Annotated in this window: 11 protein-coding genes; 4 read left to right on the top strand and 7 right to left on the bottom strand. The window is 55.5% G+C overall.

Features of this window, described 5'->3' with window-relative positions; genetic code table 11:
• Positions 1 to 89 precede the first annotated feature (89 nt).
• From ACQE3Z_RS07890 to gltP, 3 genes are all read right to left on the bottom strand, one after another.
• Complete coding sequence (locus tag ACQE3Z_RS07890; protein WP_426973168.1) at positions 90 to 1,634, bottom strand: methyl-accepting chemotaxis protein; 1,545 nt, start codon at positions 1,632 to 1,634, stop codon at positions 90 to 92.
• A 292-nt stretch (positions 1,635 to 1,926) separates the two neighbouring features.
• Positions 1,927 to 2,844, bottom strand: coding sequence for an N-acetylmuramic acid 6-phosphate etherase (murQ, locus tag ACQE3Z_RS07885; RefSeq protein ID WP_426973166.1), 918 nt, complete (start codon positions 2,842 to 2,844; stop codon positions 1,927 to 1,929).
• Positions 2,845 to 3,006: 162 nt separating this feature from the next.
• Positions 3,007 to 4,308 carry a glutamate/aspartate:proton symporter GltP gene (gltP, locus tag ACQE3Z_RS07880; protein WP_426973164.1) on the bottom strand — a complete coding sequence of 434 codons (1,302 nt, stop codon included), beginning with the start codon at positions 4,306 to 4,308 and terminating at the stop codon, positions 3,007 to 3,009.
• Between the two features lie 511 nt (positions 4,309 to 4,819).
• Between gltP and acs the strand changes: the two genes are divergently transcribed.
• From acs to actP, 3 genes are all read left to right on the top strand, one after another.
• Positions 4,820 to 6,775, top strand: coding sequence for an acetate--CoA ligase (gene acs, locus ACQE3Z_RS07875; protein ID WP_250651031.1), 1,956 nt, complete (start codon positions 4,820 to 4,822; stop codon positions 6,773 to 6,775).
• Positions 6,776 to 6,905: 130 nt separating this feature from the next.
• Positions 6,906 to 7,214 carry a DUF485 domain-containing protein gene (locus tag ACQE3Z_RS07870; protein WP_085069725.1) on the top strand — a complete coding sequence of 103 codons (309 nt, stop codon included), beginning with the start codon at positions 6,906 to 6,908 and terminating at the stop codon, positions 7,212 to 7,214.
• Positions 7,214 to 8,875: a cation/acetate symporter ActP gene (gene actP / locus ACQE3Z_RS07865; RefSeq protein ID WP_426973161.1), complete on the top strand. Its 1,662-nt coding sequence runs from the start codon at positions 7,214 to 7,216 to the stop codon at positions 8,873 to 8,875. Before ACQE3Z_RS07870 ends, actP begins: the two co-directional genes overlap by 1 nt.
• 81 nt (positions 8,876 to 8,956) lie before the next feature.
• Here actP and ACQE3Z_RS07860 read toward each other — a convergent pair whose 3' ends face one another.
• On the bottom strand, positions 8,957 to 9,658 hold the full coding sequence (locus ACQE3Z_RS07860) for an LrgB family protein (protein ID WP_426973159.1): 702 nt from the start codon (positions 9,656 to 9,658) through the stop codon (positions 8,957 to 8,959).
• Positions 9,651 to 10,076, bottom strand: coding sequence for a CidA/LrgA family protein (locus ACQE3Z_RS07855; protein ID WP_426973157.1), 426 nt, complete (start codon positions 10,074 to 10,076; stop codon positions 9,651 to 9,653). The genes ACQE3Z_RS07860 and ACQE3Z_RS07855 overlap by 8 nt, the downstream gene beginning before the upstream one ends.
• Positions 10,077 to 10,183: 107 nt before the next feature.
• On the opposite strand from ACQE3Z_RS07855, the gene ACQE3Z_RS07850 reads away from it, so the two are divergent.
• The gene (locus ACQE3Z_RS07850; protein ID WP_426973156.1) at positions 10,184 to 11,086 is read left to right on the top strand and encodes a LysR family transcriptional regulator; all 903 of its coding nucleotides are present in this window, start codon (positions 10,184 to 10,186) and stop codon (positions 11,084 to 11,086) included.
• A 27-nt stretch (positions 11,087 to 11,113) separates the two neighbouring features.
• On the opposite strand, the gene ACQE3Z_RS07845 is transcribed toward ACQE3Z_RS07850, so the two are convergent.
• Complete coding sequence (locus ACQE3Z_RS07845; RefSeq protein WP_426973155.1) at positions 11,114 to 12,763, bottom strand: Na+/H+ antiporter; 1,650 nt, start codon at positions 12,761 to 12,763, stop codon at positions 11,114 to 11,116.
• A gap of 207 nt (positions 12,764 to 12,970) precedes the next feature.
• Positions 12,971 to 14,320 (bottom strand): NCS2 family permease, encoded by a 1,350-nt coding sequence (locus ACQE3Z_RS07840; RefSeq protein WP_085069713.1) that lies wholly within the window; start codon positions 14,318 to 14,320, stop codon positions 12,971 to 12,973.
• Positions 14,321 to 14,383: the final 63 nt, after the last annotated feature.

Below are 14,383 nucleotides of genomic sequence, written 5' to 3'. Positions count from 1 at the left end.
ATTCGATAGCAAATATCCGCAACGCGGGCGCATGCAGAGATTAATCATGGGAAAACATGAATCGCCGGGCTTATCGCCCGGCGAGCGCGTTAGCGAAAAACGCTGATCGCTTCGACCAGCCGCGTAGCCTGGCGCGTCATGCGACCTGATGCCTCCGCACCTTCCAGTACACGCGCCGCGTTTTGATGCGTAATATCGTCCAGATTTTCTACCGCCTGGCTTACCTCACTCAGGGCCGTGGCCTGCTCCGCCGTGGCGGCGCTAATCTGACCAATCAGCGTTGAAACATCCTGCACCCGCGCAACAATTTCCTGCATAGTGCTGCCGGTTTGATTGACCTGCCCGGTACCGGTTTCCACCCGTTTCACGCTGGCTGCTACCAGCGTTTTGATTTCACTGGCGGCTTTGGCGCTACGGCTTGCCAGATTCCGCACTTCACCGGCCACCACCGCAAACCCTTTGCCCTGCTCGCCAGCGCGCGCCGCCTCAACCGCCGCATTCAATGCCAGAATATTGGTCTGGAAGGCGATGCTATCGATAACGCTGATAATACTGGCGATTTTTTTCGCGCTTTCCGCGATTTCGCTCATGGTGTTTACCATTTCACGCATCGACTCGCCGCCCTTTTCTGCCGCCTGACTGGTGGTAATAGAAAGCTGGTTTACCTCTGCCGCGCTCTCTTTATTGCTTTTTACCGTGGAGGTCATCTGGTTCATGGTGGCAGCGGTTTGCTGGACGTTAGCTGCCGCCTGTTCGGTGCGCTGGCTTAGCTCATCATTGCTGCGCGCCATCGCATCGCTGGCGCTCATGACATTGATCGCCTGCCCGCTCACGTCATCAACCAGCCAGCGAAACATCAGACCAAGCTGACCGATAGCACGCAGCGTGGTGCCGATCTCATCGACCCGATTCATCAAATCAACTTTATGGCTGTTGCCGGTGGCAACGTTGAGCGCCTGCTGACAGACCCGCTCCAAGGGGCGGGAAATCTGCTGCTCCAGCCAGGCGCTGGCAAGGAACAGCAGCAAAGCCATGCCGATGCTGAATATCCCCAGCGCGCCTGCCGTCACGCCCAGCCCCCAGACGCCAGCGATAGTTAACGGCAGCAGCGCCAGCAGCGCAGAACGAATACGCCAACGCAGCGGCATGGTCTTGAACATTGAACGCCAGCGTCGCCAGCCACGGTAGACCAGCAGTCCCTGATGCAGTTTACGACCCTTATGATTTCCGCTACGAAAATCGCCGTACAGCGTTTCCGCCTCCTTTATTTCCGCCGCTGAGGGTTTAGTACGCACCGACATATAGCCATGCACGGCATCATTGCGCATCACCGGAATAGCATTGGCCCGTACCCAATAGTGATCGCCGTTTTTACGGCGATTTTTTACCAGCGCAGACCAGGGCAGCCCCTGCTTCAGCGTGGCCCACATATCGGCAAAGGCTTCAGGCGGCATATCAGGATGCCGCACCATGTTATGCGGCTGACCATTGATCTCTTCCGGCGTAAAGCCGCTGACATCAATAAACGCATCGTTGGCATAGGTTATGTGGCTGTTAAGGTCGGTGGTGGACATCAGCGTTGCGTCATCGCTAAACGCAAACTCCTGATGAGTGACGGGCTGGTTGTTACGCATGAAATCAATTCCTTGAATGGGGACAAAGTCAGATACAGTGAATAGATTATGTTTTTTTATAGTTTCGGCATCTGACAGGCGGATCTTTAGCGGAAAAAAAACGCTGCCCGCCGATATCAGCCCCGTTTTAAGCGTGACGGCAGGCGCTTGCTGAAAAAAGCAGCGCAGAGTGGGGTTAATTCCATCTATAAGATTTTATTTAGGGTAAGAGAAATCGCGTGATAAAAGGGATAAAAAAGCAGGATGAAGCAGCTAACCTGTGAAGCCCTGTGCGTTAGCTGCCCGTGAGAAATTACAGGTTTTGCGCAAGCGCCTGTTGCAGCGCCTGACGAATAAAGCCCTGATTCTGCGCCAGCAGGTGGGTAGCTTCTGCCGCTGAAAGCTGGCCCAGCACCATCAGGATGGCGGTTTTACAATGGCCGTTACAGTCTGCCAGTGCCGCCTGCGCCGCCTCAGCGCTACAGGCGGTCGCCTGCCGGACAATATTAATCTGACGCTGCACCAGCTTCTGATTAGTGGCTTCCACATCCACCATCAGATTACCAAAGACCTTTCCGCTGCGGATCATCGCGCCGGTGGTCAGCATATTCAGCACCAGCTTTTGTGCGGTTCCGGCCTTCATGCGTGATGAGCCGGTTACCACTTCCGGCCCGACAACCGGCGTTAAGGCAATCTGCGCCACGCGTGCCATCTCACTGTCAGGGTTACAGGTCAGCGCCACGGTAACGGCCCCCTGACGTTTAGCGTAATCCAGCGCACCCAGCACATAGGGTGTACGCCCGCTGGCGGCAATGCCAACCAGCACATCCTGTTCGCTAAACTGAATGGACTGTAAATCCGCCGCGCCCATATCTGCATTATCTTCCGCGTTTTCCACCGCCTGTAAAATGGCCCGATGTCCACCTGCAATCAGCCCAATGACCTGCTCATGCGGGGTACCAAAGGTTGGCGGGCATTCACTTGCATCCAGAATACCCAGGCGTCCTGAGGTACCTGCGCCGCTATAAATCAGGCGGCCTCCACGCTGAAAGGCGGCGGTGATGGCGTCTACCGCCTGCGCTATCTGCGGCACGATCGCCTCGACGGCCAGCGCCACCTTTTTATCTTCATTATTAATAACGCGCAGCATCGCCTCCGTTGCCAGTTCATCAATGTTTTCACTGGCCGGATTGCGGCTTTCGGTGATCATACGTGACAGATCGAGACTCATAGCAACTCCCTTGTATACGCTCATGCAGCAAACCGGTTTAGACGCTCTATAATGAGCAACTCGTTATCAGAATGAAACTGTACGCAGTGGAACGGTTTGCTGCGGGCGAAAAAAAACGCCGCCCGGGCATGATACCAGGGCGGCGTTGAGGCTAACAGCCTGTTAACGTGCGGTTTGTAGCCGCAGTTGCTGTTCGTATTCTTTCGCCTGGGCGTTATCAAACTGATCTTCCCACTTGGCGATAACCAGTACCGCCAGCGCATTGCCCACTACGTTCAGCGCGGTACGCGCCATATCCATGATGCGATCGACGCCAGCGATAAACGCCAGCCCTTCCAGCGGGATGCCAACGCTACCCAGCGTCGCCAGCAGCACCACAAACGAGACGCCCGGTACGCCAGCGATGCCTTTTGAGGTCACCATCAGCGTCAGCACCAGCACGATCTCATCCATCAGCGAAAGCTCAATTCCGTAGAGCTGAGCGATAAAAATCGCCGCAATGCTCTGATACAGAGTAGAGCCGTCCAGATTGAAGGAGTAACCGGTTGGCACCACAAAGCTGGTAATGGCTTTCGGCGCGCCGTAGGCTTCCATCTTCTCCATAATACGCGGCAGCACCGTTTCCGAGCTGGAGGTTGAGTAAGAGAGGATCAGCTCATCCTTCAGGATACGCATCAGCGTGGTGATTTTCAGCTTACACATACGCGCCACCGTGCCCAGCACCACGAAGGCGAAAAACAGGATAGCGGCGTATACCAGCAGCACCAGCTTCGCCAGCGGCCAGAGCGAGGAGAAACCAAAGTTAGCAATGGTCACGGCAATCAGCGCAAACACGCCAATCGGCGCATAGCGCATGATCATATGCGTGACTTTGAACATGGTCTCCGAAACCGAACGGAACACTTTCACCAGCGGATCGCGATGCTCGGACGGCAGCGATGAAAGGCCCAGACCAAACAGCACCGAGAAGAAGATAATCGGCAGCATATCGCCTTTGGCGATCGCAGCGAAAATATTCTGTGGGATCAGCGACAGAATGGTGACAACAAGGCTGTGCGCTCCACTCTGTACCTGTTCGGTAGTGGCTTCATATTTAGAGATATCCACCGTTGCCAGCGTCGACATATCAATGCCGGTGCCAGGCTGAAACACGTTCGCCAGGGTAATCCCTACCACGATGGCAATGGTGGTAATCACTTCAAAGTAGACAATCGTTTTGACGCCGATGCGTCCAAGCTTCTTTGCGTCGCCTACACCAGCAATACCCACCACTAAGGTAGAGATAACAATAGGCACAACAATCATCTTGATCAGATGAATAAAGATATCACCGGCGGGCGAGAGGATATTGGTGATTAACCATTCACGATCCTCAGGCTGGTTATGCAAAATCGCACCAACGATGACACCCAGCACCAATGCAATCAGTATTTGCCAGGCAAGGCTGATTTTAAAACCTTTCATAGTGTTTCATTTCCTTAACAAACCCTGATTTCGCCTGGGAAGCGCGGACGCTGACACATATAAGGGAAAGGGACAAAGTCCGGTAAAATCGAGGGTTATTGATGGTATCGCCCGGAAAAGGGCCGTTGATAAGTACCATTATCAACGGGCGAAAAGCAACCTTTCCGACACGCTGTTTCGTCTGATTGTGCCAGGGCAAGATAAATGCCTTTAGGTTATTGATACACTAACTCTATGTTATGAAAAGTAATATAGGCCGTGCTTTTAGCATAGCTATGCATTAACGCAGCGATACCGTTTGCTGTTTTTTTCAACAATTCTGCGCGTCATTACCTACACTTAATCAGAAGATGAAGCGTTATCGTTTTGCCATCAGACTAATAAAAACCCTGCATTTTTCATCGCATTTACTATTCCCGTGATCTATCGCGCAAAAAGGAAACAAAGCGCTGCCTCTCGCTGTCATTAACCTTTGATTGACATATTATTAACAACTTCAAGGAGATCAGCCATGAGCCAAATAATTAAGCATCCCGTTCCCGCCAATATTGCGGAAAACACCCTGATTAATGCGGAACAGTACCAGGCAATGTACCAACAATCGGTGCAGGACCCCGACGCGTTCTGGGCCGAACAGGGCAAAATCCTGGACTGGATTAAGCCCTATAGCAAAATTAAAAATACCTCCTTTGCTCCCGGAAATATCAGCATTCGCTGGTACGAAGACGGCACGCTGAATTTGGCCGCCAACTGCCTTGACCGGCATCTGCATGAGCGTGGCGATCATCCGGCAATTATCTGGGAAGGCGATGACGCCAGAGAAAGTAAAACCCTGACCTATCGCGATCTACATCGCGAGGTTTGCCGCTTCTCTAACGTTCTTAAAGAACTGAATATTAACAAAGGCGACGTCGTTGCTATCTATATGCCGATGGTGCCCGAAGCGGCGATCGCGATGCTGGCCTGCGCACGCATCGGCGCGGTGCATTCGGTTATTTTCGGTGGCTTTTCGCCAGAAGCGGTGGCGGGTCGTATTATCGACTCCAGCGCGAAACTGGTGATCACTGCCGATGAGGGTGTGCGTGCAGGTCGTACCATTCCTTTAAAGAGAAATGTTGATGACGCGCTAAAAAATCCGGGCGTTACCACCATTAATCATGTGGTGGTGATGAAGCGCACCGGTAATGAAATTAACTGGCAAAACGGCCGTGACTGCTGGTGGCATGAGTTGATGAACAGCGCCTGCGCCCATCATCAGCCGGAAGAGATGAACGCTGAAGATCCGCTGTTTATCCTTTATACCTCCGGCTCTACCGGTAAGCCGAAAGGCGTGCTGCACACCACCGGCGGATATCTGGTCTATGCCGCCACGACCTTTAAGTATGTGTTTGATTATCATCCGACCGATGTTTACTGGTGTACCGCTGACGTTGGCTGGATCACGGGTCACAGCTATCTGCTTTACGGTCCGCTGGCCTGTGGCGCCACGACGCTGATGTTTGAAGGCGTGCCCAACTGGCCGCAGCCAAGCCGCATGGCGGAAGTGGTTGATAAACATAAGGTAACGCTACTCTATACCGCGCCAACGGCGATCCGCGCTCTGATGGCGGAAGGCGACAAGGCGATTGCCGGCACCAGCCGCGCTTCGCTGCGTATCATGGGATCGGTGGGGGAACCTATCAACCCGGAAGCCTGGGAGTGGTATTACAAAAAAATTGGCGACAGCCGCTGCCCGATAGTGGATACCTGGTGGCAGACCGAGACCGGCGGCTTTATGATCGCTCCCCTGCCCGGCGCTACTGAGCTGAAACCGGGATCGGCCACCCGACCTTTCTTTGGCGTTCAGCCTGCGCTGGTGGATAACGAGGGTCATTCACAAGAGGGAGCCTGCGAGGGCAACCTGGTCATTGTTGATTCCTGGCCGGGCCAGGCGCGCACCCTGTTCGGCGATCATGAACGCTTCGAGCAAACCTACTTCTCCACCTTTAAAAATATGTACTTCAGCGGCGACGGCGCGCGACGCGATGAAGATGGCTATTACTGGATAACCGGTCGCGTGGATGATGTGCTGAATGTTTCCGGGCATCGTCTGGGCACCGCTGAAATTGAATCGGCGCTGGTATCCCATGCCAAAATCGCCGAAGCGGCCGTGGTGGGTATTCCTCATTCAATTAAAGGACAGGCGATTTACGCCTATATCACGCTGAACCACGGTGAGGAACCAACGCCGGAGCTTTATGCGGAGGTTCGCAACTGGGTGCGTAAAGAGATTGGGCCGATCGCTACGCCCGACATTCTGCACTGGACTGATTCACTGCCAAAAACCCGCTCCGGCAAGATTATGCGACGTATTCTGCGCAAAATCGCCACGGGCGATACCAGCAACCTGGGCGATACCTCGACGCTTGCCGATCCCGGCGTGGTGGAAAAACTGCTCGAGGAAAAACAGGGGATTACCATGCCATAATCGGCGGGCGGTTCAGGGCCGCCCGGCGTAGTCAGCACGCGACTCGGCGGGTTCTGCCAGCCGGGAAAAAACAGACGTCATAACACGATAAAAAATCCTTTGCGCTTTTCTTACCTCTGGAGACGCTGTAATGAACGACGCTATCTATGCCCGAATAGAGAAGAGTGCGCGCTTTAAACTGCTGGTGCAAAAGCGCCAGCGTTTTGCGCTGCTTCTCACCATTATCATGCTCATCCTGTATGTTGGCTTTATTCTGCTTATCGCCTTTGCGCCCGACTGGCTGGGAACCCCGCTGCATGAAGGCACCAACGTCACGCGCGGTATTCCCATCGGCGTCGGCCTGATTGTTATCTCTTTTCTGCTCACCGGCGTTTATGTCTGGCGTGCCAACGGCGAGTTCGATCGTCTGACCAAACAGATCCTTGATGAGGTGAAATAATGAACGGGCTAAAACGCTTTACGGCGGGGCTCGCTCTGCTGTTTCCGCTGCCGCTGCTGGCTGCCGACGCGCTGACTGGCGCAGTGCAAAAACAGGGAACGAACTACCAGGCGATTATCATGTTTCTGGTGTTTGTCGCCGGTACGTTGGGGATCACCTGGTGGGCGTCGAAACGCACCCGATCGCGCAGCGACTACTATACCGCCGGCGGCAATATTACCGGTTTTCAGAATGGGCTGGCGATCGCCGGCGACTTTATGTCCGCCGCCTCGTTTCTGGGTATTTCCGCGCTGGTCTACACCTCCGGCTACGATGGTTTGATCTACTCGCTGGGCTTCCTGGTCGGCTGGCCGATCATTCTGTTTCTGATTGCCGAACGGCTGCGTAATCTCGGGCGCTATACCTTTGCCGATGTGGCCTCTTACCGCTTACAGCAGAAACCGATCCGCACGCTTTCCGCCTGCGGTTCGCTGGTGGTGGTGGCGCTGTACCTGATTGCCCAGATGGTGGGCGCGGGCAAACTGATCCAGTTGCTGTTTGGCCTGGATTATCACGTTGCCGTGGTGCTGGTGGGCATTCTGATGGTGCTCTATGTGCTGTTCGGCGGCATGCTGGCCACCACCTGGGTGCAGATTATCAAAGCGGTGCTGCTGCTGTTCGGCGCGTCGTTTATGGCAATTATGGTGATGAAAACGGTCGGCTTCAGCTTCAATACGCTGTTCACCGAGGCGATGGCAGTACACCCTAACGGCCAGGCAATTATGCGTCCCGGCGGGCTGGTAAACGATCCGATTTCAGCGCTGTCGCTGGGGCTGGGACTGATGTTCGGTACCGCCGGGCTGCCCCATATCCTGATGCGCTTCTTTACCGTGAGCGATGCCCGCGAGGCGCGTAAAAGCGTGTTCTGGGCCACCGGCTTTATGGGCTACTTCTATTTCCTGACCTTTATTATCGGTTTCGGCGCGATCCTGCTGGTGGGTGCAAATCCGATGTTTAAAGACGCCACTGGTGCGCTGATTGGCGGCAACAACATGGCAGCGGTGCATCTGGCGAATGCGGTCGGCGGCAGCACCTTCCTCGGCTTTATTTCTGCGGTGGCGTTCGCCACTATTCTGGCGGTGGTCGCCGGACTGACGCTGGCCGGCGCCTCTGCGGTTTCGCACGACCTTTATGCCAGCGTATGGCGTAAGGGGCAGGCCAACGAACGCGAGGAGCTGCGCGTATCGAAAATCACCGTGCTGGTGCTGGGTGTAGTGGCTATTGCCCTGGGTATTTTGTTTGAGAAACAGAATATCGCCTTTATGGTGGGGCTGGCCTTCTCTATCGCCGCCAGCTGTAACTTCCCGATTATCCTGCTTTCGATGTACTGGTCGAGGCTAACCACGCGCGGTGCGATGGTGGGCGGCTGGCTGGGTCTGCTGACGGCGGTGATACTAATGATCCTCGGCCCTACCGTGTGGGTTCAGGTGATGGGACATGAATCTCCGGTGTTCCCGTATGAGTATCCGGCGCTGTTCTCGATGCTGGCAGCCTTTATCGGCACCTGGCTGTTCTCTGTCACCGACCATTCGGCGCAAGGCGCCCAGGAGCGTCAGCTGTTCCACTCGCAGTTTGTTCGTTCACAAACCGGGCTGGGTATCGATCAGGGCAAGACGCACTGATCGTCACGCTCCAACTTTATCATCCTTTACAACAGGGCCTACGGGCCCTGTTTTTATTTAGCCTCGCCGTTAAGGCGCCTGCTACCGGGCTGCGGCCCACATCAGTTGACCAATTAGCGGCGCGATGATCACCGTTACCACGCCAGAGAGCATCATGACCAGGCTGGAGACCACGCCTTCCTGCTGCCCCAGTTCATAAGCGCGCGCGGTACCGGCACCGTGTGATGCGGCACCAAAACCTGCACCTTTGGCCATGCCCTGTTTTACCGCCAGCCGCAGAAATAGTACGTCGCCGACCGCCATACCGAATACGCCAGTCAGCACCACAAACAGCGCCACCAGATCGGGCTGTCCGCCTACCTGCTTTGCCGCCGCCAGCGCAAAAGGGGTAGTGATGGAGCGTATCGCCAGGCTGCGCTGGATAATTTCCGGCAGCGCCAGCAGACGCGCCAGCCAGACCGAACTGCATACGGCCACCAGCGTGGCGGTGACCACGCCAACCGACAGCGAAAGCCAGTGCTGGCGGATAATGCTCTGGTTTTCATAGACCGGCACCGCAAACGCCAGGGTCGCCGGGCCAAGTAACCACAGCAGCCAGCGGCTCTCGCTGATATAGTTCTGCCAGGAGATATGCATCACCAGCAGCATGCCCACCAGCAGCAGCGGCGTCAGCACCAGCGGCATCAGCAGCAGTTTGCGCCAGCGGCGGTAGAGTCGTTTATTAAGAAAGTAGATGCATAGCGTGGCGATAAAACAGAGCAGGCTAATAATGAGATTATTCATGGCGCGCCTGCTTACGTTGCGCCAGCCAGATCTCCAGCCGGTAAACTCTGTCCACCACCAGCGCCGTTGCCGCCAGCACCATCAGGGTGCTTAGCGCAATCACTACGCAGATACGCCAGCCCTCAGTTTTTAGCAGATCGCCATAGTTGACCACCGCGACTACCGCCGGAACAAAGAACAGCAGCATCTCTGCCAGCAGCCAGTTGCCGCCCGCCTTGACCCATTTCAGTGGCATGATGCGCAACGCCAACAGCGCCAGCAGCAGCAGCATACCAACAATATTGGCGGGTAGCGGCAGATGCAGCCAACTCACCAGCTGTTGCGCGCAGATAAACAGGCCGACATAAATAGCGACCTGTACAGGCACCTGCAAACGTTGCAACCATCCCGTTTTCTGCGGGCTTAAGGCCAGAGCCATTTTGATTTTCTCCCCCTGTTTCTGTGATGACTGTCAGTATACGGCGCTGGCAAAGGGTGAAAAAAATGAATTAAAATTATCCAAAGTATGCATAAAAGGAATAGTTGATGGATGTTCGGGCGTTACGCTACTTTGTTGAGGTGGTGCGTCAGCAAAGCTTTACCCGCGCGGCTGAAGCGCTATTCGTGACGCAGCCAACCATCAGCAAAATGTTGCGTCAGCTGGAGGATGAACTGAATTGCAAGCTGCTGCTGCGTGAAGGCCGTCGGCTACACCTGACCGACAGCGGTCAGGTGGTTTATCAACGCGGCCTGATGATTTTGCAGGAGTTCAAACAGCTGCAGCAGGAAATTGGCGATATCAATCAGCTGAAAATCGGTGAGCTGCGGCTGGGCGTGCCGCCTATGGTCGGTATGCAAATTGCCGGTTCTGTCTCTGCATTTCGCCAGCGTTATCCCGGCATTACGTTAAAAATCGTTGAGTCCGGCGGGCTGACGGTGCAGGAAGCGGTTCTCTCCGGCAGCCTGGATTTAGCGCTTACCGCACTGCCAATAGATGAACAGCTACCGCTCAACACGCTGACGCTAATGCGCCATCCGCTGTGCGTGCTGGTGCCGCACGCCGCGCCCTGGCTGGAGCGTACCAGCGTCTCGCTGGCGGAGGTCACCCGGCACCCGCTGCTGATTTTTAACGAAGAGTTTTCGCTTAACCGGCAGCTAAAGCAGGCTTTCCAGCGTGAAGGCCTGACGCCGCGGATCGCGGTATGCAGTGGACAATGGGATTTTCTGGCGTCGATGGTGCAGGCGGGGATGGGAGTGGCGATTTTACCAGAGCCGATCTGTCAGCGGCTGGATAAGCAATCGCTGCTGTGGCTGCCGCTGGAATCGGAACTGGCGTGGACGCTGGGATTGATCTGGCGAGAAGGCAGCTATCTTTCCCGCAGCGCGCAGGCGTGGATTGACTGCTGCCGTGAATACTGGCCGGGCGATGCGCCGACCCTGTGGGTATAGGCGGGCAAAGGTGCCCGCCTGCCGCTTTTAATGATCTTTCTCTACCAGCAGCGCTTCCAGCAGATCGAGATCGCGCAACAGTTGTTGCATGGTTTCATTGCTGATCTGCTGCGTGGCGCGCAGATGATAAAGTTCGGCACGTTCGGCGCGCAGCGCAGTAAGTCGGAAGCGGCGTTCCAGCTCTTCGGCGATATGGGCATTATCCAGATCGCCCTGCCCGTCAGCACGACGACGCAGATTACCGATCACGCGCGAGCTCACCTCTTTAAGCAGCTCGTTATCCACATTCTCTTCCGTGTCATGCGCCAGCCGCTCTTCCATCTTATACAGGCTGTCAATCGCCACGCCCGCCATGATCGCCCGCGCCTGCTGTAGCTCACGGCGATGTACGGACTTGTCGATGCCATCAATCCCGCGCAGCAGTAATGGCAGAACAATCACGCCCACGAACAGCGAGAACAGAATAACGCCGGTTGCGAGGAATACCAGTTCATAACGCCCCGGAAACGCCTCGCCGTTAGGCAGAAACAGCGGAATCGACAGCACGCCAGCCAGCGTAATCGCACCGCGAACACCCGCTACGGAGGCGATCAGCAATTCACGCGAACTGTAATTGCTGAACTCCATGGGTTTTTTGCTCAGGAAACGCTTGCTGATGCGCTGCATGACCCACAGCCAGCCGTAACGCACCAGCATCAAGGCGGCGTAAACCAGCAGGATGTCGGTAAACAGCATCCACAGCTCAACGTTAGGATCGGCATTGGCTTCGGTAATGGAGGTTTCCAGAATGCCCGGCAACTGCAGGCCCAGCATCAAAAACACCATGCCGTTAAACACAAATTCCAGCATCTGCCAGACACTGTTGGCGCGCAGACGCATCGCCAGCGGCGCACGACGCATAATACCGGAACGGGTGATCATCATACCGGCCGCCACGGCCGCCAGAATACCCGATACGCCCAGATGCTCCGCAATCAGATAAGAGGCAAACGGCAGCAGCAGCAGCAGTACGGTTTGTGTTGCGGGATCGTCACCGCTCAGGCGGCTGAACAGACGCAGCGATTTACCAAATATCCAGCAGACCGCAGCGCCCGCCAGCAGACCGCCGATCGCGACTTTAAAAAATTCCACCGTCGCGCCGGAGACGGTAAAGACCATGGTTCCCATCGCCACCGCGACGGCAAATTTCAGTGATACCAGGCCGGAAGCGTCATTCATTAGCGCTTCACCCTGTAGTATCGACATAATCTTCTTGGGAATACGGCCTTCGCCAACAATACCGGAAAGGGCCACGGCATCGGTCGGCGACAGCACCGCTGCCAGCGCAAAGGCGGGCACTAACGGAATGCCTGGCACCATCCAGTAGATCAGATAGCCAATACCCACAACCGTAATCAGTACCAGCATTAAGGCCAGTCCCATGATTTCCCGACCATGATGCAGGAACTCATTGACCGGCGTTTTCCAGCCGTCGGCAAACAGCAGCGGCGGAATAAACAGTACCAGGAACAGTTCCGGATCGAAATCCACATGCAGGCCAAAGGTTGGCCATGCCAATAGCGCACCGGCGGCGATTTGCACCAGCGGCAGAGGGATCTGGAACGGGATAATACGGGCGGCAACGCCGGACAGTGACACCACCAGCGTCATAATGAGAATAGTAAAAAAGATTTCCATGCTTTCCTTATAGCCTCTTCCAACAGGCATATGTGAATCGATTACCCTGGGGTTACCCCGTAGCAGTGTAAAACAAAACGATCGAGCTGTTAAAAACATGGCGTGCGATCGTTTACGCTTCAGGATATTTCTTTGTAGATGAAAGAAATCAGAGGAAAGTGACGGAAAAATAAAGGAAAGCGCGGCACTGCGGCCGCGCCTGAACGATCAAAGCGCCCAACCTCCGGCATAGAAGATCACCAGAGCGATAGCGATAATCACGGTGCCAATATTCAGCCGACGCCATTCGCCAGCAAATATACGACCAATCACCAACGCGCCGAAGCCCAGCATAATGCCGGTAACAATGTTACAGGTCAGCACGATAAACACTGCCGTCAGCAGGCCGGACATCGCATCGACAAAATCATTAAAGTCGATTTTCGCAACGTTGCTCAACATCAACAGCCCGACATACATCAGCGCGGGAGCGGTGGCGTAGGCCGGAACCAGATAGGCCAGCGGCGACATAAACAGGATCAACAAAAACAGCAGACCGACTACAATCGCCGTCAGGCCGGTTTTACCGCCCGCTGCGGTTCCGGCTGCCGATTCGATATAGACCGCCGCCGGTGATGCCCCGACCAGGCCGGCAAAAATACTGCTAACCGAATCGGTGGTAAGCGCTTTGCCGCCGCTGATGATCTGCCCGTCTTTATCCAGCAGGTTAGCCTGTCCGGCCACGGCGCGGATCGTGCCGGTGGCATCAAATACCGCCGTCATCACCAGCGCCAGTACGCTTGGCAGTACCGCCGCCTGCAACGCGCCGCCAATATCCAGGCTGAACAGCAGCGACTGACCATTTGCGTCGCGCAGGCTGGGCATGGCAAACAACCCTTTAAAGCTGACCGCCGGATCCACCGCCAGACCAATCAAAGAGATAGCAATGATTGTCAGCAGGATGCCGCCCGGCACACGGCGTTTTTCCAGACCGAAAATCACCGCCAGACCCAGCAGGCTCATCATAACCGGGAAAGAGGTAAAATCCCCCAGCGCCACCGGCAGACCGGGAGCAGGATTTTTTACCACCAGGCCAACGCCGTCCGCAGCGATTAACAGTAAAAACAGGCCAATACCAACGCCGGTACCATGCGCCACGCCCATCGGCAGGTTACGCAAAATCCAGGCGCGAATGCCGGTGGCGGAGATCAGGGTAAACAGTACGCCCATCAGGAAAACAGCGCCCAGCGCCACCGGAATGGTGATTTGCTGCCCCAGTACCAGGCTAAACGCGGTAAACGCGGTCAGTGAGATGGCGCAGCCGATTGCCATCGGCAGGTTTGCCCACAGCCCCATAATAATGGAACCAAAACTGGCCACCAGACAGGTGGAAACGAACACCGCAGCGGGCGGAAAGCCCGCCTTACCCAGCATTCCCGGTACTACGATCACCGAATAGACCATCGCCAGGAAGGTGGTTAAACCCGCCAGGATCTCCTGACGCACGCTGCTGCCGCGCGCAGAAATTTGGAACCAGCTATCAAGCGAGCGACGCGCGGGTTGTGTTGGAGTCGACATGAAAAACCTCATTATTTTTGGATGACAGCCTGCGCGGCGACAGAACGCACCGTTTTTATATCC

The sequence above is a fragment of the Pantoea sp. FN0307 genome, from assembly GCF_050113815.1.
Taxonomy (GTDB): Bacteria; Pseudomonadota; Gammaproteobacteria; order Enterobacterales; family Enterobacteriaceae; genus Mixta; species Mixta alhagi.
This window is presented reverse-complemented; position numbering and strand designations above follow the sequence as displayed.

What these genes read in the sequence shown, in the direction of transcription:
- ACQE3Z_RS07855 (WP_426973157.1), bottom strand. Translation starts at nt 10,076, where the DNA reads ATGGCTCTGGCCTTAAGCCCGCAGAAAACGGGATGGTTGCAACGTTTG.
- gltP (WP_426973164.1), bottom strand. Translation starts at nt 4,308, where the DNA reads ATGAAAGGTTTTAAAATCAGCCTTGCCTGGCAAATACTGATTGCATTG.
- acs (WP_250651031.1), top strand. Translation starts at nt 4,820, where the DNA reads ATGAGCCAAATAATTAAGCATCCCGTTCCCGCCAATATTGCGGAAAAC.
- actP (WP_426973161.1), top strand. Translation starts at nt 7,214, where the DNA reads ATGAACGGGCTAAAACGCTTTACGGCGGGGCTCGCTCTGCTGTTTCCG.
- ACQE3Z_RS07845 (WP_426973155.1), bottom strand. Translation starts at nt 12,763, where the DNA reads ATGGAAATCTTTTTTACTATTCTCATTATGACGCTGGTGGTGTCACTG.
- ACQE3Z_RS07870 (WP_085069725.1), top strand. Translation starts at nt 6,906, where the DNA reads ATGAACGACGCTATCTATGCCCGAATAGAGAAGAGTGCGCGCTTTAAA.
- ACQE3Z_RS07840 (WP_085069713.1), bottom strand. Translation starts at nt 14,320, where the DNA reads ATGTCGACTCCAACACAACCCGCGCGTCGCTCGCTTGATAGCTGGTTC.
- ACQE3Z_RS07850 (WP_426973156.1), top strand. Translation starts at nt 10,184, where the DNA reads ATGGATGTTCGGGCGTTACGCTACTTTGTTGAGGTGGTGCGTCAGCAA.
- murQ (WP_426973166.1), bottom strand. Translation starts at nt 2,844, where the DNA reads ATGAGTCTCGATCTGTCACGTATGATCACCGAAAGCCGCAATCCGGCC.
- ACQE3Z_RS07860 (WP_426973159.1), bottom strand. Translation starts at nt 9,658, where the DNA reads ATGAATAATCTCATTATTAGCCTGCTCTGTTTTATCGCCACGCTATGC.
- ACQE3Z_RS07890 (WP_426973168.1), bottom strand. Translation starts at nt 1,634, where the DNA reads ATGCGTAACAACCAGCCCGTCACTCATCAGGAGTTTGCGTTTAGCGAT.